The organism is Streptomyces sp. NPDC054961, from assembly GCF_053609145.1.
Map to the genome: position 1 here is coordinate 66,152 of NZ_JBSGWY010000024.1, position 19,385 is coordinate 85,536.

At 72.5% G+C, this 19,385-nt stretch carries 18 protein-coding genes; 10 read left to right on the top strand and 8 right to left on the bottom strand.

The genetic code is table 11. The annotated features are described in order from the left end of the window. Positions 1-14: 14 nt before the first annotated feature. Positions 15-410: a VOC family protein gene (locus ACWF9Z_RS21910; RefSeq protein WP_453604396.1), complete on the bottom strand. Its 396-nt coding sequence runs from the start codon at positions 408-410 to the stop codon at positions 15-17. 70 nt (positions 411-480) lie between these two features. Then, a complete protein-coding gene (gene ypfJ, locus ACWF9Z_RS21915; RefSeq protein ID WP_453604398.1) occupies positions 481-1,371 on the bottom strand; it encodes a KPN_02809 family neutral zinc metallopeptidase in 891 nt (296 codons plus the stop codon). A 286-nt stretch (positions 1,372-1,657) separates the two neighbouring features. Here ypfJ and ACWF9Z_RS21920 point away from each other — a divergent pair, with 286 nt between their 5' ends. From ACWF9Z_RS21920 to ACWF9Z_RS21930, 3 genes are all read left to right on the top strand, one after another. Further along, positions 1,658-3,256, top strand: a complete 1,599-nt coding sequence (locus tag ACWF9Z_RS21920) for an ABC-F family ATP-binding cassette domain-containing protein (protein WP_453604400.1) — start codon at positions 1,658-1,660, stop codon at positions 3,254-3,256. A 353-nt stretch (positions 3,257-3,609) separates the two neighbouring features. Beyond that, complete coding sequence (locus ACWF9Z_RS21925) at positions 3,610-3,831, top strand: helix-turn-helix domain-containing protein (protein ID WP_018518904.1); 222 nt, start codon at positions 3,610-3,612, stop codon at positions 3,829-3,831. A gap of 224 nt (positions 3,832-4,055) precedes the next feature. Further along, positions 4,056-4,835, top strand: a complete 780-nt coding sequence (locus tag ACWF9Z_RS21930; protein WP_453604402.1) for an enoyl-CoA hydratase/isomerase family protein — start codon at positions 4,056-4,058, stop codon at positions 4,833-4,835. Between the two features lie 223 nt (positions 4,836-5,058). On the opposite strand, the gene ACWF9Z_RS21935 is transcribed toward ACWF9Z_RS21930, so the two are convergent. The 5 genes from ACWF9Z_RS21935 to ACWF9Z_RS21955 all read right to left on the bottom strand — a co-directional run bounded on the left by ACWF9Z_RS21935 (position 5,059) and on the right by ACWF9Z_RS21955 (position 8,880). Next, a complete protein-coding gene (locus tag ACWF9Z_RS21935) occupies positions 5,059-5,814 on the bottom strand; it encodes an SDR family oxidoreductase (RefSeq protein ID WP_453604404.1) in 756 nt (251 codons plus the stop codon). A gap of 9 nt (positions 5,815-5,823) precedes the next feature. Then, entirely contained in the window at positions 5,824-6,621 is a 798-nt protein-coding gene (locus tag ACWF9Z_RS21940; protein ID WP_453604405.1) for an SURF1 family cytochrome oxidase biogenesis protein, read from the bottom strand. A gap of 183 nt (positions 6,622-6,804) precedes the next feature. Further along, on the bottom strand, positions 6,805-7,038 hold the full coding sequence (locus ACWF9Z_RS21945; protein WP_215031936.1) for a hypothetical protein: 234 nt from the start codon (positions 7,036-7,038) through the stop codon (positions 6,805-6,807). Between the two features lie 64 nt (positions 7,039-7,102). Continuing rightward, a complete protein-coding gene (locus ACWF9Z_RS21950; RefSeq protein WP_453604407.1) occupies positions 7,103-8,092 on the bottom strand; it encodes a DEDDh family exonuclease in 990 nt (329 codons plus the stop codon). 155 nt (positions 8,093-8,247) lie between these two features. Continuing rightward, entirely contained in the window at positions 8,248-8,880 is a 633-nt protein-coding gene (locus tag ACWF9Z_RS21955) for a TetR/AcrR family transcriptional regulator (RefSeq protein WP_453604408.1), read from the bottom strand. Positions 8,881-9,022: 142 nt separating this feature from the next. Between ACWF9Z_RS21955 and ACWF9Z_RS21960 the strand changes: the two genes are divergently transcribed. Genes ACWF9Z_RS21960 through ACWF9Z_RS21975 form a run of 4 tightly spaced genes read left to right on the top strand, consistent with a single transcriptional unit; the run spans position 9,023 to position 13,272 of the window. Beyond that, entirely contained in the window at positions 9,023-9,832 is an 810-nt protein-coding gene (locus tag ACWF9Z_RS21960) for an acetoacetate decarboxylase family protein (protein ID WP_453604410.1), read from the top strand. Between the two features lies 1 nt (position 9,833). Beyond that, on the top strand, positions 9,834-10,718 hold the full coding sequence (locus ACWF9Z_RS21965; protein WP_453604412.1) for an SDR family NAD(P)-dependent oxidoreductase: 885 nt from the start codon (positions 9,834-9,836) through the stop codon (positions 10,716-10,718). Positions 10,719-10,729: 11 nt separating this feature from the next. Further along, a complete protein-coding gene (locus ACWF9Z_RS21970; RefSeq protein WP_453604413.1) occupies positions 10,730-12,016 on the top strand; it encodes an amidohydrolase family protein in 1,287 nt (428 codons plus the stop codon). After that, positions 12,013-13,272 carry an amidohydrolase family protein gene (locus tag ACWF9Z_RS21975; protein ID WP_453604415.1) on the top strand — a complete coding sequence of 420 codons (1,260 nt, stop codon included), beginning with the start codon at positions 12,013-12,015 and terminating at the stop codon, positions 13,270-13,272. Before ACWF9Z_RS21970 ends, ACWF9Z_RS21975 begins: the two co-directional genes overlap by 4 nt. Positions 13,273-13,297: 25 nt before the next feature. On the opposite strand, the gene ACWF9Z_RS21980 is transcribed toward ACWF9Z_RS21975, so the two are convergent. Further along, on the bottom strand, positions 13,298-16,462 hold the full coding sequence (locus tag ACWF9Z_RS21980) for an NACHT domain-containing protein (RefSeq protein WP_453604417.1): 3,165 nt from the start codon (positions 16,460-16,462) through the stop codon (positions 13,298-13,300). A gap of 116 nt (positions 16,463-16,578) precedes the next feature. Between ACWF9Z_RS21980 and ACWF9Z_RS21985 the strand changes: the two genes are divergently transcribed. The 3 genes from ACWF9Z_RS21985 to ACWF9Z_RS21995 all read left to right on the top strand — a co-directional run bounded on the left by ACWF9Z_RS21985 (position 16,579) and on the right by ACWF9Z_RS21995 (position 19,259). After that, positions 16,579-17,463, top strand: a complete 885-nt coding sequence (locus ACWF9Z_RS21985; RefSeq protein ID WP_453604419.1) for a sterol desaturase family protein — start codon at positions 16,579-16,581, stop codon at positions 17,461-17,463. Positions 17,464-17,561: 98 nt separating this feature from the next. Further along, positions 17,562-18,197, top strand: coding sequence for a lysoplasmalogenase (locus ACWF9Z_RS21990; RefSeq protein WP_453604475.1), 636 nt, complete (start codon positions 17,562-17,564; stop codon positions 18,195-18,197). An 18-nt stretch (positions 18,198-18,215) separates the two neighbouring features. Continuing rightward, on the top strand, positions 18,216-19,259 hold the full coding sequence (locus ACWF9Z_RS21995) for a zinc-dependent alcohol dehydrogenase family protein (protein WP_453604420.1): 1,044 nt from the start codon (positions 18,216-18,218) through the stop codon (positions 19,257-19,259). The last annotated feature ends 126 nt before the right edge of the window (positions 19,260-19,385 follow it).

Below are 19,385 nucleotides of genomic sequence, written 5' to 3' on the forward strand. Positions count from 1 at the left end.
CACGCGCCGCGGGGTCAGCCCTGCGGCGCGTACGTCCCGAAGCTCCAGACGTTGCCCTCGGCGTCGCGGGCCATGTAGTCCCGCGAGCCGTAGTCCTGGTCGGTGGGCTCCATCAGGATCTCCACGCCGTGCTCGACGGACCGGCGGTGATGGGCGTCCACGTCGTCGACGACCACGTAGACCCCGGCCGGGCCCGCCGCGGCCATGGCCTGGTCGAAGACCCCGCCGCGGCCCTTGCTGCCGAGCATCACCACGCCGTTCCCGTAGGACAGCTCCGCGTGCATCACGGAGCCGTCCTCCCCTTCGTAGGCCGCGACCTGGGTGAAGCCGAACGCGTCCTGGAGCTGCCGCATCGCGGCCTTGGCGTCGGCGTAGAGCAGTGTCGGACAAATGGACGGAACGCCAGCCATGACGATCACTCCCTCGTGTACCCCGTGTGGACGGTGACCCGGATCACAGCATGGCAGGAGCTCGGGGAAGTCAGCGGAAGGTGTTGCACTGGGCCATGTCGCCGGTGCGGTAGCCCTGGTAGAACCACTGCTGGCGCTGCTCGGCCGAGCCGTGGGTCCAGGACTCCGGGGTCACCCGGCCCTGGAACTTCTCCTGGATCCGGTCGTCGCCGACCGCGGCCGCCGCGTCCAGGCCGTCCCTGATGTCCTGGTCGGTCAGGTTGGTGATCAGCGGCCTGCCCGTGGTCTCGTCCGGGGTCTTCGTCGCGTGGTGCGCCCACACCCCGGCGTAGCAGTCGGCCTGCAGCTCGACCCGTACCGCGTTGCTGTTCGCGCCCTGCCGCCCGTCCTGGGCCTTCTGCAGGGTGCCCATCAGGTTTTGGATGTGGTGCCCGTACTCGTGCGCGACCACGTAGGCCTGGGCGAAGGGGCCGCCGGTCGCGCCGAACTTGCCGCGCAGCTCGTCGAAGAAGCCGAGGTCCAGGTAGACCTGCCGGTCGCCGGGGCAGTAGAACGGGCCGACCGCCGAGGTGGCCGACCCGCAGGCGGTGTTCACCCTCCCGGTGAAGAACACCGTCTGCGCGGGGGAGTACCGGCCCCCGCGCCGGGTGAACTCCTGCTTCCAGAAGTCCTGGGTGCTGTTGGTCACCGCGACCAGCCGGCAGTCCTCCCGGGCGTTCGCGTCGCGTCCGGTCTTGCAGGCCTGCTGCACCTGAGCGGCGGAGGAGGAGGTCGCGGCCGGGTCCGGACCGTCGTCGGACAGGCCCAGCTGATCCGGGCCCACTCCGAAGAGCAGACCCATGACGAGCGCGATGAGACCCACGATGCCGCCGCCGATGGTCGCCTTCCCGCCCGGGACGCGGCTGCCGCGCACGTCCTTGACCTCGGACGTGTCCAGACCGGCGTCGTCGTCGAACTGCATCCCGCACCGCCCTCCATCCGCGCAGCCACGGGGTCTTGTCCGCCCCTGCGGTGAGTATCAACCCGTTCATCCTCATACGCCCCTCGGCCGCCGGGCGTCCCCGCTGGGCCGAACGGGTGGTACGAAACAGGGGCCGCACCCCGTCCCGCCCGGGGCGGGCGGGCCCGAAAGTAGTTGCGTATCCCCGGTAGAATGACTCCCATGGCACATCTCCTCGCGGATTAGCGGCGTCGAAGCATCGCGTCCTGCCCCCCTTCCGCCGTACCCACCGCTCTGGAGCATTTCCGTGATCACCGCCACCGGCATCGAGCTGCGCGCCGGCGCCCGCATCCTCATCGAGAACGCGTCCTTCCGTATCGCCAAGGGCGACCGCATCGGTCTCGTCGGGCGCAACGGTGCCGGCAAGACCACCCTCACCAAGTGCCTCGCGGGCGAGGGGACCCCGGCCGGCGGAAGCATCGCCCGCTCGGGAGAGGTCGGCTACCTCCCGCAGGACCCCCGCACCGGCGACCTCGACGTCCTGGCCAGCGACCGGATCCTCTCCGCGCGAGGCCTCGACGTCCTGCTCAAGAAGATGCGGATGAACGAGGAGCGCATCTCCACCGGCTCCGGCGCCACCCGCGAGAAGGCCATGCGCCAGTACGAGCGCCAGGAGACCGAGTTCCTCACCAAGGGCGGGTACGCCGCCGAGTCGGAGGCCGCGACCATCTCGGCCGCCCTCGGCCTGCCCGACCGGGTCCTCGGCCAGCCGCTGCACACCCTCTCCGGCGGCCAGCGCCGCCGCGTCGAGCTCGCCCGGATCCTCTTCTCGGACGCCGACACGCTCCTCCTCGACGAACCGACCAACCACCTCGACGCCGACTCGATCGTGTGGCTGCGCGACTACCTGAAGAACTACCGCGGCGGGTTCATCGTGATCTCCCACGACGTGGACCTGGTCGAGACCGTCGTCAACAAGGTGTTCTACCTGGACGCCAACCGCGCCCAGATCGACGTCTACAACATGGGCTGGAAGCTCTACCAGCAGCAGCGCGAGGCCGACGAGAAGCGCCGCAAGCGCGAGCGCCAGAACGCCGAGAAGAAGGCCGCGGCGCTGAACTCGCAGGCCGACAAGATGCGCGCCAAGGCCACCAAGACGGTCGCCGCGCAGAACATGGCCAAGCGCGCCGAGCGCCTGCTCTCCGGCCTGGAGGCCGTCCGCGTCTCCGACAAGGTCGCCAAGCTGCGCTTCCCGGACCCTGCGCCCTGCGGCAAGACCCCGCTGACCGCCGAGGGCCTGTCGAAGTCGTACGGCTCGCTGGAGATCTTCACCGACGTCGACCTGGCCATCGACAAGGGCTCCCGCGTGGTCATCCTCGGCCTCAACGGCGCCGGCAAGACCACGCTGCTGCGCCTGCTCTCGGGCACCGAGAAGCCGGACACCGGCACGGTCGTCCCCGGTCACGGCCTCAAGCTCGGCTACTACGCCCAGGAGCACGAGACCCTGGACCCGGAGCGCAGCGTCCTGGAGAACATGCGCTCCTCGGCGCCGGACCTGGACCTGGTCGCCGTGCGCAAGACGCTCGGCTCGTTCCTCTTCTCCGGCGACGACGTGGACAAGCCCGCGGGCGTCCTGTCCGGCGGCGAGAAGACCCGTCTGGCCCTGGCCACGCTGGTCGTCTCCTCCGCGAACGTGCTGCTGCTCGACGAGCCCACCAACAACCTCGACCCGGCCAGCCGCGAGGAGATCCTCGGCGCGCTGCGCACCTACAAGGGCGCCGTCATCCTCGTGACGCACGACGAGGGCGCCGTGGAGGCGCTGGAGCCGGAGCGGATCATCCTGCTCCCGGACGGCGTCGAGGACCTCTGGGGCCCGGACTACCGGGACCTCGTGTCGCTCGCCTGATCCGCTTCCGCGGGTTGATCCAGTTGCTTATGGATCATTCGGCTCAGGTGTGATCCATCATCTGAGTGAGACGGTCTCATACCGGTTCCGCATGCGAGGACGTCCCCGGCCGCATCCGTACGGATGCGCGACCGGGGTTCTTCGTCTCCCGACCCTGCCTCTGACCTGGTGATTCGCCCCGGGCACGAGGGAATGTGACGGAGGTCATGCACCGGAAGAGGAGATTCCGTTCTGCTCGGGTGTCCACCCCGCGGGAAATGCCGTCGTACGGACCTTGCTGAATGGGTGGCCAGGAAGCCGGGGAGGGGTGATCATGAGAAGTCCAGAGCGCACTTCCCATAGAGGAGGCACGGGTGGCCGAAACTCTGAAGAAGGGCAGCCGGGTAACCGGCGCCGCGCGTGACAAGCTCGCGGCAGACCTGAAGAAGAAATACGACTCCGGTGCGAGTATCCGGGCGCTGGCCGAAGAGACCGGCCGGTCCTACGGATTCGTCCACCGGATGCTCAGCGAGTCCGGAGTCACGCTGCGAGGTCGCGGTGGCGCGACGCGCGGCAAGAAGGCGGCTACGGCCTGACCGACGGTTCCCCCGTGGATCCAGCGGTCGTTCCGTACTGGGCTTCACCGGTTCCCGTTCCCCCAGTGGTCCGGGTTCCACTTGCGGTTCCGTTTCACTTGCAGTGAGGTTCCACCGCCTTCGGTGACCCCCGGTCGGTTCCATGGCCGGCCGGGTGGTTACTGTGCAGTCACTTAGGCCGACATTGCGGCCGACCGACCGCACAGCCCACCGGAGGCACCCAGATGGCTCTGCTCGACAAGGACGGCGTACGGCTCACCGTCGACGACACGCTCGCCACGGTGACACTGACCAATCCGGCCAAGCGAAACGCTCAGTCCCCCGCGCTCTGGCGGGCGTTGACGGAGGCCGGACGGTCGTTGCCGGGCACCGTCCGGGTCGTCGTGCTGCGCGGCGAAGGGAAGTCCTTCTCCGCAGGGCTCGACCGGCAGGCATTCACCCCCGAAGGCTTCGAGGGCGAGCCGTCGTTCATCGACCTGGCGCGCGGTTCGGACGAACTGCTCGACTCCACCATCGCCGAGTACCAGGAAGCGTTCACCTGGTGGCGGCGCAACGACATCATCTCCGTGGCCGCCGTACAGGGGCACGCGATCGGTGCCGGTTTCCAGCTTGCCCTCGCGTGCGATCTGCGCGTCGTCGCGGACGACGTGCAGTTCGCCATGCGCGAGACCAGCCTGGGCCTGGTCCCGGACCTCACCGGCACCCAGCCGCTGACGACGCTGGTCGGCTACGCCCGCGCGCTCGAAATCTGCGCGACGGGCCGCTTCGTCCACGCGGAAGAGGCGGAGCGGGTCGGCCTCGCGAACCTCGTCGTCCCGGCGGACGAGCTCGACGCGGCGGTGAAGGACCTCGCCACGGCCCTGCTGGCTCCGCCGCGGGACGCGGTGATCGAAACCAAGGCCCTGCTCCGTGCGGCGGGGTCGCGGACCTACGACGAGCAGCGCGCGGCCGAGCGCGCCGCCCAGGCCCGCCGCCTGCGCGACCTCGCGGGCCTCTCCGACTGACGCCGTCCCCGGCCGCCCCCTGCTCTGCGCCGCCCCGGCTCCCGCCCCGGCGCACGGTGGCGCCGGGGCGTGCGCGGCGCGATCCGCGCGGTGGGGCGGGCCGGTCCGGTCCTGGCCCGGGCCCGGACCTCGGTGGGCCTGCCCGTCCTTCCGGCGGAGGCCCGGCTCCGCGTCACCCCCCGCCGGGCGCGGCGGGTGACGTAGGAGCCGGCGCCCGCCCGCGTCAGAAGCCGTGGCGGGAGCCGCCGTCGACCGGGAGCATGACACCGGTCAGGTACGAGGCGGCCGGAGACAGCAGGAAGGCGGCCGAGCGGCCGAACTCCTCCGGGGTGCCGTAGCGCCGCAGCGGGATCCCGGACTCGTTGCGGGACCGGGCGGCGGCCACGTCCCCGGACAGCGCGTCGAGCTCGCGCACCCGGTCGGTGTCGATGCGGGCGGGCAGCAGGCCGACCACGCGGATGCCGCGCGGGCCCAGTTCCACGGAGAGGGACTTCGCGAAGCCGGCCAGGCCCGGCCGCAGCCCGTTGGAGATGGTGAGGCCCGGGATGGGCTCGTGGACCGATCCCGACAGGACGAAGCCGATGACACCGCCCTCGCCCAGCTCCGCCGCGGCCGCCCGCGCGAGGCGGACCGCGCCGAGGAAGACCGACTCGAAGGCCGCGGTCCACTGCGCGTCGGTGTTGTCCACCGCCGAACCGGGCGCCGGGCCGCCGACGCTGATGAGGATGCCGTCGAAGCGGCCGAAGCGCTCCCGGGCCGTCGCGACGAGGCGGGCGGCGGCCTGCGGGTCGGAGTTGTCGGCGGCCACGCCCACCGCGTTCGGGCCCAGCTCCGCCGCGGCGGACTCGGCGCGGGCCGCGTCCCGGCCGGTCAGCACCACCTTCGCGCCGTCGGCGGTCAGTTCGCGGGCGGAGGCGTGGCCGAGGCCCCTGGTGGCGCCGGTGACGACGTAGACGCGGTCCTTCAGTCCAAGATCCATGCCGACACGCTACGCCGTCGGTACGGACTCCCGCTCGGCGGCCGCGGCGGCGGCCGCCGCCGCCTCCTGGCGGTCGCGCTTCTCGCGTCGCACGAGGACGATCCAGCCCACCGGCACCGCGAAGGTGAAGAGCCACCACTGCACGGCGTACGCCATGTGCGGGCCGATCGAGTCGTGGTCGGGCTCGGCGACCACCTCGGGCTTCCCGTCCGCCGGTACGGGGGAAGTGAGTTCGAGGTACCCGCCGAGGACGGGCCGGCCCAGGTACTGCGCCTGCCGCGCGCTGTTGATCAGCATCACCTGGCGGTCGGGGAGGCCCTTGCGGTCCTTGATCCCGCTGCCGCCGCTCGTCTCGTCGGCCTTCAGCCGCCCGGTCACCGTCACCTCGCCGGTCGGCGCGGCCGGGACCGCCGGGTAGGCGCGCGGGTCGTCGCCGCCCGGGACCCAGCCGCGGTTGACGAGCACCACCCGGCCGTCGGCCAGCACCAGCGGGGTCAGGACGTGGACGCCGACCTTGTCGTCGGTCGCGGTGCGCATGCGGACGACGACCTCGTGCGCGGAGTCGTACGTGCCGGTGGCGGTCACGGCGCGCCAGAAATCGGCGCGCGGGACGACGTGGCCGGGGGAGGTGATCTCGGTCATCGGTACGGGCTTCGCGCGCAGGTTCGCCGCGATCAGCTCGTTCTGCGCGACCCGGTGTTCATGGCGGTGGAACTGCCAGAACCCCAGCTTGATCATCGCGGGGACGAGGGCGAGGCCGATGAGGGTGAGGCACACCCACTGCCGGGTCAGCACAAAGCGGTACACGCCCACGACGGTACCCCCAGCGGCGAGGACCCCGGCGGCCGGGTGGCCGTCCGGGGTCGCGGCGGACAGGGGGGAGGGAACGAGGGAGGAGAGGAGGGGAAGGAGGGGGAAGGTGAGGGAGGGACGACGGGGCCGCGGGGGCGACGGACGGGCGCGGCCCGCCGCCGCGGGCCGCGGGCGTGGTCAGACCCGGTCGGTGATGCCCACCTTCCCCTCGGCGCGGGCGCAGTGCGCTCCGCAGAACCACTGGCCTTCCACCTCGACGCCCTGCCCGATGATCTGGACCCGGCAGTGCTCACAGATGGGCGCCATGCGGTGAATGGCGCAGGAGAAGCAGTCGAAGACGTGCACCGCTCCTTGTGCATGAACCTCGAAGGACATGCCGTAATCGTTTCCGCAGACTTCGCAACGTGCCATGGGCCACAGGGTGCGACCGGACCGGCGGGCCGGGAAAGGGGGCGCCGGGCGAGTCGCCCGACGCTCACCCGTCTGCCGCAGCCACGTCCCGCAGGAGCTGGGTGAAGGCCGCCTCGTCGACGACGGGTGTCCCGAAGGCCTTCGCCTTGACCGTCTTGGAGGTCGCCGAGTCCGGATCGTTCGTCACGAGCAGGCTGGTGAGCCGGGACAGGCTGGTGGCGATGTGCAGACCCGCCTCGACCGCGCGGTCCTCCAGCAGCTCACGGTCCACCGAGGTGTCGCCGGAGAAGGCGATCCGCATGCCCTGCTTGAGGGGCGCGCCGTCCGTGTACCGGCCCGGGTTCGGGTGCGGGCACGGCGGACGCTTGCGCGAGGGCCGCCACCCCGTTCCTCCGCCGGAGCCGCCGTACGAGGACTGGTACCCGACGCGCGGGGTGACGGGGGAGTCCGACCATTCCGTCAGCGCGCGGCATTCCAGCAGGGGCAGCCGTACGTTGTCCCGCGCGGCCGCGTGCAGGGAGGGGCGGAAGGCCTCCGCGAGGACGCGGGCGTCGTCGAGGGCGTGGTGGGCGCGCTGCTGGACCACGCCGAAGTGCGCGGCGAGCGACTCCAGCTTGTGGTTGGGCAGCGGGAGGTTCAGTTCCTTCGACAGGGCGATGGTGCACAGCCGCTGGCGGACCGGGGCGGTCGCGGCGGCCCGCGCGTATTCGCGGGCGATCATCTGCCAGTCGAAGATCGCGTTGTGCGCGACCAGTACGCGGTCGGCGAGCCGGCCGGCGAACTCCTCGGCGATGTCCTTGAAGAGCGGGGCGTCCTGGAGCATGTCGCTGGTCAGGCCGTGGATCCACACGGGTCCGGGGTCGCGGAGCGGGTTGACCAGCGTGTACCAGTGGTCCTCCACGTTGCCCTGGGCGTCGAGCCGGTAGACGGCGGCGGAGATTATCCGGTCGTCGCGAGCGAGCCCGGTGGTCTCCACGTCGACGACCGCGTACCCCTGTGGGTACGCGGTCGGCCACATCGCATCTGCGGTCGTACGGTCGGCGAGCATGGTCACAGAGGATATCGGGCCGCGCCGACACCCGTGTCCGGGATGACGGCTCCCCGTCGGCCGGCCCTCCTCGCGGTTGTGGGCCCAGGGCGGTGGGGGAGGCCTCCCGCGGCGGGCCGCGCGAGGAGCCGGGCGAGGAGCCGGGCGGCGGGCACGGCGGTCTACCGCGGCGGCCCGGCCGGTGCCAGCAGGGACGTGACCAGGGCCCGTACGGACAGCAGGAAGAGCCGCTCCGGGTCGGCCGGCCGGGCCAGCGCGCGGGCCAGCGGCGGATCGTGCGGGGCGTCGGCGGGGTCCCACAGCTCGCTCTCGGCGGGGGACTGGGCCGGGGAGCGTTCGCGATTGCGCTCGACCAGGACGAAGCCGATGATCTGGAACTGGATCGCGCGCACCGCGTCCGCGGCCCGTGATCCGCGCAGGCCGGCCGCGTGCACCTCGTGCACCAGGGCCTGTTGGGCGGGCAGGAACATCCGGTCGGTGAGGCCGCGCTCGTGCACCATCGCGATCAGGTGCGGGCGCTCGCGCAGTTCGAGGCGCAGGGTCCGGGCCACCGACAGGATCCGGTCGCCGGGGCTGCGGCCGGCCGGTCGGATCGCGCCCATGTCCTGCACGGTCCGCTCCACGAGGGCGTCGAGCAGGGATTCGCGGTTGCCGACGTGCCAGTAGATGGAGGTCACCGCCGTACCCAGTTCGGCGGCGAGCTTGCGCATGGTGAGGGCGGCCGGGCCGTGCTGTTTGACGAGCGAGGCGGCCGCGTCCAGCACCTCGGCACGGGTCAGCGTGGTTCTGGCCATGACAGCCGTCCTTCCCACTTCCTGTCGATCCGTCAGTTCCGTTGCGTGCAAGGGTCTTTACCCTTCATCGGTGTCGGTGTAACTGTGTTACAGAGCCTCCCGGCCACCGCTGGGAGGGGCCCGCGGAAGGGTGATGCGAGAGATGACACGCGTACGGTACGGAGCGCGAACCGAGGCGGAGATCGCGGCGTCGCGCGAGAAGAGTTCCAAGCTCCCCGACATCTGGTCCACCGGTGTGGTGGCCGTCTGGGAGAGCGACCCGGACGTGGTGGCGGCGGTCCTGCCGCCACCCCTGAAGCCCGCCGACCGGCCCCTGGTGCGGGCCAACATCAGCAAGGTGGACCTGCCCGGCTACCCGCTCGGCGCCGGCTCGGTGGCCGTCGCCGCCCAGCACGGCGGGGTCGAGGGCTGGTACCCGCTGGTCATGCCGATGACCCACGAGCGGGCCCTGGTCGGCGGCCGCGAGGTCTTCGGCGAGCCGAAGAAGCTCGGAGAGGTCACCGTGGAGCGCGACGGCCTCGTCGTCCGCGCCTCCCTGGCCCGGCACGGCATCGCCTTCGTGGAGGTGCGCGGGGCGGTGGACCGGGAGCTGCCGCTGCCCGAGCCCACCACCAAGACCGACTTCTACTTCAAGTTCCTCCCCGCGGTGGACGGCTCGGGCTTCGACTCCGACCCGGTGCTCGTGCACTGCACGCGCAACGAGAAGGTCCGCAAGCTGGAGCACATCACCGGCGACGTGGTGCTCCGGGAGTCGATGTTCGACCCGGTCGCGGACCTCCCCGTACGCCGCCTCGTCGAGCTCACCATCGGCGAGAAGACCACCGACCAGAAGGGCCGGGTCGTCGAACGCGTCAGCGCCCAGGCCCTGCTCCCGTACATCCACCAGCGCTACGACGACCCCCTGCAGATCCTGGACGCACCCCCGTCGGGAAGCACGGAAGGCAGCGTCTGACATGCGACTCGAACCAGGACAGGTGGCCGTGGTCACCGGAGCCGCCAGTGGCATCGGCCGGGCCATGGCCCGGCGCTTCGCCGCCGAGGGGCTGAAGGTCGTCCTCGCCGACGTGGAGGAAGGCGCCCTGCGCAAGGCGGCCGGTGAACTCGCCGCGGACGGCGCCGAGGTGCTCGCCGAGATCGTCGACGTCAGCGACCGCGACTCCGTGATCTCACTGGCCGACGCCGCCTACGGGGCCTTCGGCGCGGTGCACGTGCTCTGCAACAACGCCGGCGTGGGCTCCGGCGCCGAGGGCCGGATGTGGGAGCACGAGCCCAACGACTGGAAATGGGCCTTCTCCGTCAACGTCTGGGGCGTCTTCCACGGCATCCAGGCCTTCGTCCCGCGCATGATCGCGGCCGGCGCCCCCGGCCACATCGTCAACACCTCCTCCGGCGACGGCGGCATCGCCCCGCTGCCCACCGCCTCCGTGTACGCGGTCACCAAGGCGGCCGTGGTCACCATGACCGAATCGCTCTACGCCCACCTCAAGGCGGAGGGCGCGGCCGTCGGAGCCTCCGTCCTCTTCCCCGGACCGCACATGCTGCGCACCGGCCTGTGGGAGTCGCACCGCAACCGGCCCGACCGGTACGCGAAGGAACGCCCGCGCAAGAGCCCCTACCGCAGCCTCGACCAGTACGAGTCCGCCATGAGGCAGGCCGGCCACGAGGTCAGCTTCACCCCCGTCGAGGACGTCGCCGACCACGTCGTGGACGGCATCCGCGCCGACCGCTTCTGGATGCTCCCCGACAGCGAGCACAGCGACCGGCAGATCCGCGCCCGGTCGCGGTCGATGCTCGACCGCGCCAACCCCTCCTACCTGGAAAGCTTCATCCTCGACTGAGGAGCGTCGTCGTGAGTGCGTACGAAGACCCTTATCTGATCATCTCCTCCGACTGTCACGCGGGGCTGCCGACCGAGCAGTACCGCCCCTACCTGGACAGCGCGTTCCACGCTCCGTTCGACGAGTTCCTCGGGCAGCGCGACGCCCGCCGCGCCGAGGCCACCCGCCTGGGCGTGCGCAACGAGGCCTTCGCCGAGAAGTGGTTCCACGACCACGAGGAAGGCCTCAAGGGCGGCTGGGACGTCGCGCAGCGGCTGAAGGAACTCGACGGCGACGGCGTGGCCGCCGAGGTCGTCTTCCCCGACGCCGACGCCGTGGACAGCCAGACCGCCGCCCCCTTCGGGGTCGGCCTCGGACTCTCCGGCGACCAGGACCCCGAGCTCGGCATGGCCGGCGCGCAGGCGCACAACCGGTGGCTCGCCGAGTTCGTCTCCGAGAACCCCGAGCGGCACTGCGGGGTCGCCCTGCTTCCCATCACCGGCGAACCGGACAAGGTCGTCGCCGAGATCCACCGGGCCAAGGCGTCCGGGCTCGGCGCCCTGATGATCCCGGCCATGTGGGTGGACAAGGCGCCCTACCACGACCGGCGTTACGACCCGGTGTGGGCGGCGGCGGCCGAGACGCAGATGCCGATCGTCACCCACTCGGGATCCTCGCCGCGCCACGAGTACGGGGACCACCTGGGCATCTTCGTCTCCGAGGTCACCTGGTGGCCGGCCCGACCGCTGTGGTTCCTGCTCTGGTCCGGGGTCTTCGAGCGGCATCCGGGCCTGAGGTTCGGCGTCGCCGAGTCGGGCTGCTGGTGGCTGCCGAACCAGCTGTGGTTCATGGACCGGCTCTACCTCGGCGCGCACGGCGGCAAGAAGCTCTCGCCGTTCGAGGAGCTGAAGCGGCCGCCCAGCGAGTACCTGGACCGGCAGGTGTTCATCTGCGCCACCAACACCAAGCGGCGCGAGCTCGCCCAGCGCTACGAGATCGGCGTGGACAACATCCTGTGGGGCTCGGACTTCCCGCACCCCGAGGGGACGTGGCCGAGCACCCGCAACTGGCTGAAGAACACCTTCCACGACATCCCGGTCGACGAGACCCGCCGGATGCTGGGCCTGGCCGCGGCGGACGTCTTCGGCTTCGACACGGCGAAGCTCGCGCCGATCGCCCGCCGGATCGGACCCACCCCGGCCGAGCTGGGGCAGAGCGAGGACCAGGCGGCCGTCGAAGCCTCCTGGGCGCGCTCGCGCGACGTGGGCCGGCACTGGCTGACGGACAACGACTTCCCGGTGCTGGGGGTGAACCCGTGAGTTCGTCGAGTTCCGTGAGCGCCGCGGGTTCCGCGGGCTCCGAGGACCGCTACACGGTCATCTCCGCCGACTGCCACGCCGGCGCCGACCTGCTGGACTACAAGCCGTACCTGGAGAAGCGCCACCACGCGGACTTCGACGCCTGGGCCGCCACCTACGTGAACCCGTACGAGGACCTCCTCGCGGACACGGCGGACCGCAACTGGAACTCGCAGCGCCGCCTGACCGAGCTGGAAGCCGACGGGATCGTCGCGGAAGTCCTCTTCCCCAACACCATCCCGCCGTTCTTCCCCAAGGCCTCACTGATGGCCCAGCCCCCGACGGCGGCCGAGTACGAGATGCGCTGGGCCGGGCTCCAGGCCCACAACCGGTGGCTGGCGGACTTCTGCGCGGACGCGCCGGGCCGCCGGGCGGGCGTGGTCCAGATCCTGCTGAACGACGTGGACGCGGCGGTCGCGGAGATCCGCCGCACCCGCGAGGCGGGCCTGACCGGCGGCATCCTGCTGCCCGGCGTCCCGCCCGGCTCCACCGTTCCGGAGCTCTACTCGGCCTCATACGACCCGATCTGGGCGGTCTGCGACGAGCTGGACGTCCCGGTCAACCACCACGGAGGCTCGGCCTCGCCGCCGCTCGGCGACGAACCGGCGGCGCGGGCCGTCTTCATGGTGGAGACCACCTGGTTCTCCCACCGGGCCCTGTGGCACCTCATCTTCGGCGGGGCCTTCCGCCGCAACCCGGGGCTGAAGCTGGTCCTGACGGAGCAGGGATCCGGCTGGATCCCCGGCGTGGTCGAGATGCTGGACTACTACCACGGCCGCCTGGTCGCGGCCTCGGCCACCGCCGAGGCCAAGTTCGGGGCGGGCCTGGCGGAGTCCATGGGCAAGGGTCCGAGCGAGGTCTGGCGCGACAACTGCTTCGTGGGAGCGAGCTTCATGCGCCCCCACGAGGTCCCGCTGCGGGACCGGATCGGCCTCGACAAGATCATGTGGGGCAGCGACTACCCCCACGACGAGGGCACGACGCCCTACTCCCGCGAGGGCCTGCGCATCGCCTACGCGGGCCTGCCGCGCGAGGAGGTGGCCGCCATGGTCGGCGGCAACGCGGCCCGGGTGTACGGCTTCGACCTCGCCCTCCTCGACGCGGTGGCCGCCAAGCACGGTCCCCTCGTCTCGGAGATCGCGCAGCCCCTGACGGAGGTCCCGCCGGCCGCCACCAGCCCGGCCTTCGCCCGGGGCGGCTCGGTCCGGGTCTGGTGACGGTCTGAGACCCCGCCGGCGCGGCTCAGTCCCTGCGGACGAGCCGCTCCGGCGGGATCCGCTCCGCCCCGCTCACGTGCGTGCCCCCGCGCACCTCGATCACCAGCTGGTCCAGGCCGGCCAGCGGGGACAGGTCCACGGTCCCCAGGCATTCGCTCAGCACCAGCCGGCGCAGCTCCCGGAACTCGCGCAGCGGCTTCAGCGACCCCTCCAGGGCGCACCGGATCAGCACGAGCCGGGCGAGCCGCTCGTAGGGCAGCAGCGCCCCGGCCGACACCGGCGCCGCGTGCCGGATCTGCAGGCCGTCCAGGCCCCTGAGCGGCAGCGAACGCACCAGCTGCCGGTACTGGCCGCTCCCGGCCACCGTCAGCATCCGCACGTGCGGCCACCGTTCGATCCCGTCCAGGGTCATCCGCCGGGCGCCCTGCCACAGGTGCAGCTCGGTCAGCGAGTCCGCCGCCGGGACGTCCCCGATCCGCCGCTGCTCCGGCTCGAAGCCGATGACCAGGGAGCGCAGGCCCGCGACCCCCTCCAGCGGGGCCAGGGACAGGTAGTCGCGCAGGTAGCCGAAGGCGAGGCTGTCCACCCCCAGTTCGGCCACCACCTCGATCCCGGCCACCTTCGGGCAGTCCAGCACGCCCAGGTGCCGCAGCGAGGGGTGCCCGGCCAGCGGGGACAGATCGGCCAGCCGCGGATTGCGGTGCAGGATCAGCGACTCCAGGTCCCGGCGCCGCGCGATCTCCGGCGGGATCGGGCCGTCCCAGGTGACGTGCAGCCGGCGGACGTGCCGCAGCCGCTCCAGCGCCCGCATCTGGTCGCGCGTGCGCACGTGCAGGTGGGCCGCGCGCAGGGGGGTGCCCGCCAGCACCGTGTCCGCGTACACGTCCACGGGGAACCGCCCCCAGGCGTCGGACAGTTCGCGCGAGGCCTCGTAGCGGTCGTCCGCGCGGAAGCCCGCGATCACCTGGAGCGCCCGGTCGCCGCCGACCAGGGCCGCCGTACGGATCGTCGCGGCCGCCTCGCCCTCGGTGAGTCCGGCGGGCTCCGGCAGCAGCTCCAGTACCAGCTCGCCCGCCTTCGCCAGTTCCTCGGCCTGGCCCGGGGAGCGCGGGGGCAGCAGGCACGCCGTACGGGCCTTCACCTCGCGCCAGACCTCCGGGTCCAGTTCGGGCGCGTGCTCCAGACAGGCGGCCGCGAGCAGCACCAGCCGGCTGCGGTCGGGCTCGGACTGGTCGGCCCGGGCGAGCAGCTGGCGCAGCAGATAGGCGCGTTCGTCGGGCCGGGCGTGCCCCACCGCCATCCGGACCACGTTGTCCCAGGTGTCCTCGTGCGCGTTGCGCACCAGGACGCCGAAGTCCCGCGCCTCCACCGCCGCCTTGGCGCCGAGGTAGTCCTGGAAGGTGCGGTGGACGAAGTGGACCGATCCCGGGACCGGCTCCCGCAGCAGTCCGCTGCGGATCAGCAGGTGCCGGAACACCGTCTGGGGGTCGGTGCCCTGCGCCTTGACCTGCGGCATGGCGTCCAGCGATTCGGCGATCATCCCGATGGCCTCGTCGGCCGCCGCCTCCACCTGCCCGTTGCGGATCAGCCAGTACGCGAGCCGCTGGAGCAGCAGGGTCTGCTCGTCCCGGCTGAGGTAGACGCCCTCGACCCCGGAGATGTCCCGCTCGCTGTCACGGCGGATCAGGAGCATGTCCAGGGCGGCGTCGTAGAGCTCCTTGCGGGCCCGGGGCAGGTGCATCCGGCGGTCCCGGTTCAACGCGCACAGCAGGGCGCACATCAGCGGGTTCGTCGCGAGCCTGCCGAGGTCCCGGCGCGAGCCGACCGCGTCGAGGAGCGCCTTCTCGTACCGGTCCAGCAGGTCCCGCTCCCGAGCCCGCTCCGAGCCTTCGCCGCCCGCGCCGTCCGCACCGTCCCCGGCCCCGTCGTCCGCGCCGTCGGCGTCCGCCTTCGCGCGGGCGGAGTCGTGCCAGTGCGTGATGAAGGCGCTGACGTCGTCGCGCTCCATCGGCAGCAGGGCGAGGGAGGAGAAGCCCTGGGCGGTCAGCCAGTCCTCGGGGACGGCCGAAGGGCGGGTGGTGACCACGAAGCGGGATGCGGGATAGGCCTGGAGCAGCTCCCGGAGCCAGGACTTCGTCCGGCTGCGCAGCCAGGGCGGCACCTCGTCGACCCCGTCGACCAGCACCAGGGCCCGGCCCGCGGAGAGCAGGCCCTCGACCCAGCCCGGCGGCGGCGCCAGCGGCACGCCGGTCGCCTGCAGCCAGTCCTCCGGGCGGGGGAGTCCGGTGGGGGAGTTGAAGGAGCGCAGCGGCAGCACGAAGGGGACCAGGCTGTTCCAGCGCCGCAGCTGGGTGCCGAAGCTGCGGCGGGCGGCGTTCAGCGCCAGCCACTGCACGAGGGTGCTCTTGCCCGAGCCGGCCGGGCCCCGCAGCAGCACGCGCTCCGCGGCGTCCAGGGCCAGTTCGGCCTTCATCGGCGTCTGCAGACCGGGCTCCTCCAGGAGCTCCCCGCCGCTGACCGCGAGGCTGATGTAGGCCAGGTCCAGCGGCCATTCCTGCCGGGCCTGGCTGAAGGTCAGGCCGAAGAGCTGGACCCGGCCCTGGGTCCTGACCAGGTAGTGGGCGTACCGCTCCTCGAAGGCCGCGGCCGCGAACCCGGCCGGCAGGGCCGTCGTGTACCGCGCGGCGGCCGTGAGGCACAGCGCGACCAGCTCGCGGTACACGGCCCCCGGGGCCGGGCCGGGGCCGGGGCCGTCGGGGCCGGTCCCGCCGGGGTCCGCCGTGGGGTCTCCGGGGCCGGGGGCGGTATCCGCCGTGGGGTCTCCGGGGCCGGGGTCCGCGCCGTCGGTGCCCGCCGGCCGGCCCGCCGGGCCGGGGTCCGCCGAGGGGAACGCCCGCGCGTCCCGCGGACCCGGCACGGCGAAGGCCTCGCCGGCCGCCGCCAGCGCGGCCAGGGCCTCGGGCTCGGGGAGCCCCGCGCAGGCCGCGGCCAGGCGGGCCGCCAGCTCGCGCGCGAAGCCCGCTAACTCCGGGCCCGCCCCTTCCCCGGCCGGCGCCCGCGTCGGCTCGGCCGCACCCGTACCCGTTCCCGCTCCTGCACTCGCGGCCGCGGCCGCTCCCGTGCCCGCACCCGCGGCCGCCGCCGCGACCGCGCTCGCCACCCGTACGGCGGCCGTCTCGATACCCGTCATCCCCATGCCCTCCCCCTCGAACCGGACATCATCCTCCGAACCGCCGGTAACCCCGATGGATACCGATCGGTAACAACCTCTAGCCGAGCCCCCGAGCCCCGCTCTATGGTGCGGACATGCCGAACTTGCCCGATGTCGTGCTGTGGTCCATACCCGCCTTCGTACTGCTCACCGTCATCGAGCTGGTGAGCTACCGCATCCATCCCGACGAGGACGCCGCCGGGTACGAGACCAAGGACGCCGTCACCAGCCTCGGCATGGGGATCGGCAGCCTCGTCTTCGACTTCCTCTGGAAGATCCCGATCGTCGCGATCTACACCGCGGTCTACGAGCTCACCCCGCTCCGCGTCCCCGTCCTGTGGTGGACCGTTCCGCTGATGCTGCTCGCCCAGGACTTCCTGTACTACTGGCAGCACCGCGGCCACCACGTCATCCGGATCCTGTGGGCCTGTCACGTCGTCCACCACAGCAGCCGCAAGTTCAACCTCACCACCGCGCTGCGCCAGCCCTGGACGAGCGCCACCTCGTGGCCGTTCTACCTGCCGATGATCGCGCTCGGCGTGCACCCGGCGGCCGTCGCGTTCTGCTACTCGATCAACCTCGTCTTCCAGTTCGGGATCCACACCGAGCGCATCGACAAGCTGCCCCGCCCCGTGGAGTTCGTCTTCAACTCCCCGTCCCACCACCGTGTCCACCACGCCTCCCAAGGCGGTTACCTGGACCGGAACTTCGGCGGCATCCTGATCATCTGGGACCGGATGTTCGGTTCCTGGGTGGGGGAGACCGACAAGCCCGTCTTCGGCCTCACCAAGAACATCTCCACGTACAACCCGCTGCGCGTCGCCACCCACGAGTACGCCTCCATCGCCCGCGACGTCCGGGCCGCCCGCAGCTGGCGCGAGCGCGCCGGCCGCGTCCTGCGCGGCCCCGGCTGGCAGCCCGCCCCGGCCGCCCCGGCCGAATCGGCCGCATCCGCCAAGACCCCGGAACCCGCCGCGTGAGCGCCGGAACCGAGTCCGGTCCCGCCGCGGACGCGCGCTCCCGCACGCCTTCCTGGGCGCGCCCCGCCGCCTCGCGGAGCACCGGCCGGGCCGCCCCGCTGCTGCTCGCCGCCTTCGCCCTCGCCACCGCCTTCGACCTCGGCTCGCTGCTGGCCGGCTGGCACCTCGGCCACGTGATCGCCAAGCCGCTGCTGATGCCGCTGCTCGTCGCCCACGTGATCGCGCGGGGCGCCGCGCCGCGGCTGCTCGTCGCCGCGCTGCTGTTCGGCTGGGGCGGGGACCTGGCCCTGCTCTCCGACGCCGACCCCGCCTTCCTGATCGGCATGGGCTCCTTCGCCGCCGGGCACGTCTGCTACCTCGTGCTCTTCGGCCGCCGCCGCACGGGACCCGCGCTGGGGGCCGTGTACGCCGTCGCGCTGCTCTCCACGGTCGCCCTGCTCTGGGGCGACCTGCCCGCCGAGCTGCGGATCCCCGTGGCCGGGTACAGCCTGCTGCTCACGGCCATGGCGTACCGCTCCAGCGCCCTCGGGTGGCCGACCGGCCTCGGCGGGGCGCTGTTCCTGCTCTCCGACACGCTCATCGCCACCGGGGTGGCCGAGTGGCCGCAACTGCCCCGCCCGGACTTCTGGATCATGGCCACGTACCTGGCGGCCCAGTACCTGCTGGCCGCGGAAGCAGCCGCTCCGGTGCAGGCGTACGGTAAGGAGGCCCTACAGGGCTCCACCACCCCCTAGCCGGAGGACTGCACCACCATGCGCGCCACGGTCATCCACGCCCCGCACGACATCCGCGTGGAGGAGGTGCCCGACGCTGCGATCCAGCGCCCCGAGGACGCCGTCGTCCGCGTCCTGCGCGCCTGCATCTGCGGCAGCGACCTCTGGGCCTACCGCGGCGAGGCCGCGCGCCAGCCCGGCCAGCGGATCGGCCACGAGTTCCTCGGCATCGTCGAGGAGACCGGATCCGCCGTCTCCGGCCTGCGTGCCGGAGACCTCGTCGTCGCCCCCTTCATGTGGTCCGACGGCACCTGCGCCTACTGCTCCGAGGGCCTCTACACCTCCTGCGAGCACGGCGGATTCTGGGGCTCGGTCGGCCACGACGGCGGCCAGGGCGAGGCCGTCCGCGTGCCGCACGCCGACGGCACCCTGGTGAAGCTGCCCGCCGAGGCCGTCTCCGACGACCACCTGCTCACCGCACTGCTGGCGCTGTCCGACGTCATGGGCACGGGCCACCACGCCGCGCTCGGCGCGGGCGTCCGCAAGGGCTCGACCGTGGCCGTCGTCGGCGACGGCGCGGTCGGCCTGTGCGGCGTGCTCGCCGCCAAGCGCCTGGGCGCCGACCGGATCATCGCCCTGGGCCGCCACTCGGCCCGTACGGACATCGCGAAGCTCTTCGGGGCCACCGACGTGGTGGCCGAGCGCGGCGAGGCCGCCGAGGCGGCCGTGCGCGAGCTCACCGGCGGCCAGGGCGCCCACGGCGTCATCGAGGCGGTCGGCACCGAGCAGTCCATGCGGACCGCCGTGAACATCACCCGCGACGGCGGGGCCATCGGCTACGTCGGCGTCCCGCACGGCAGCGGCACCGGCCTCGACCTCGGTGTCATGTTCGACCGGAACATCGCCCTGCGCGGCGGCGTCGCCCCGGTCCGGGCGTACATCCCGGAGCTGCTGGCGGACGTGCTCAGCGGAGCGATCGACCCGGCGCCCGTCTTCGACCGGTCCGTCACCCTCGACGGGGTCCCGGACGGCTACCGCGCGATGGACGACCGCAGCGCGCTCAAGGTGATGATCACTCCCTGACCCGGAGCACGGAAGGGGGGGGGGGGGGGGGGGGCCCCCCCCCCCCCCGCGCCGGGGGCGGGGGGGGGGCCGGGGAAAAGAGAGGAGCGCAGACACGCACACCGCCGCGCGACGAAAACAAGAGGG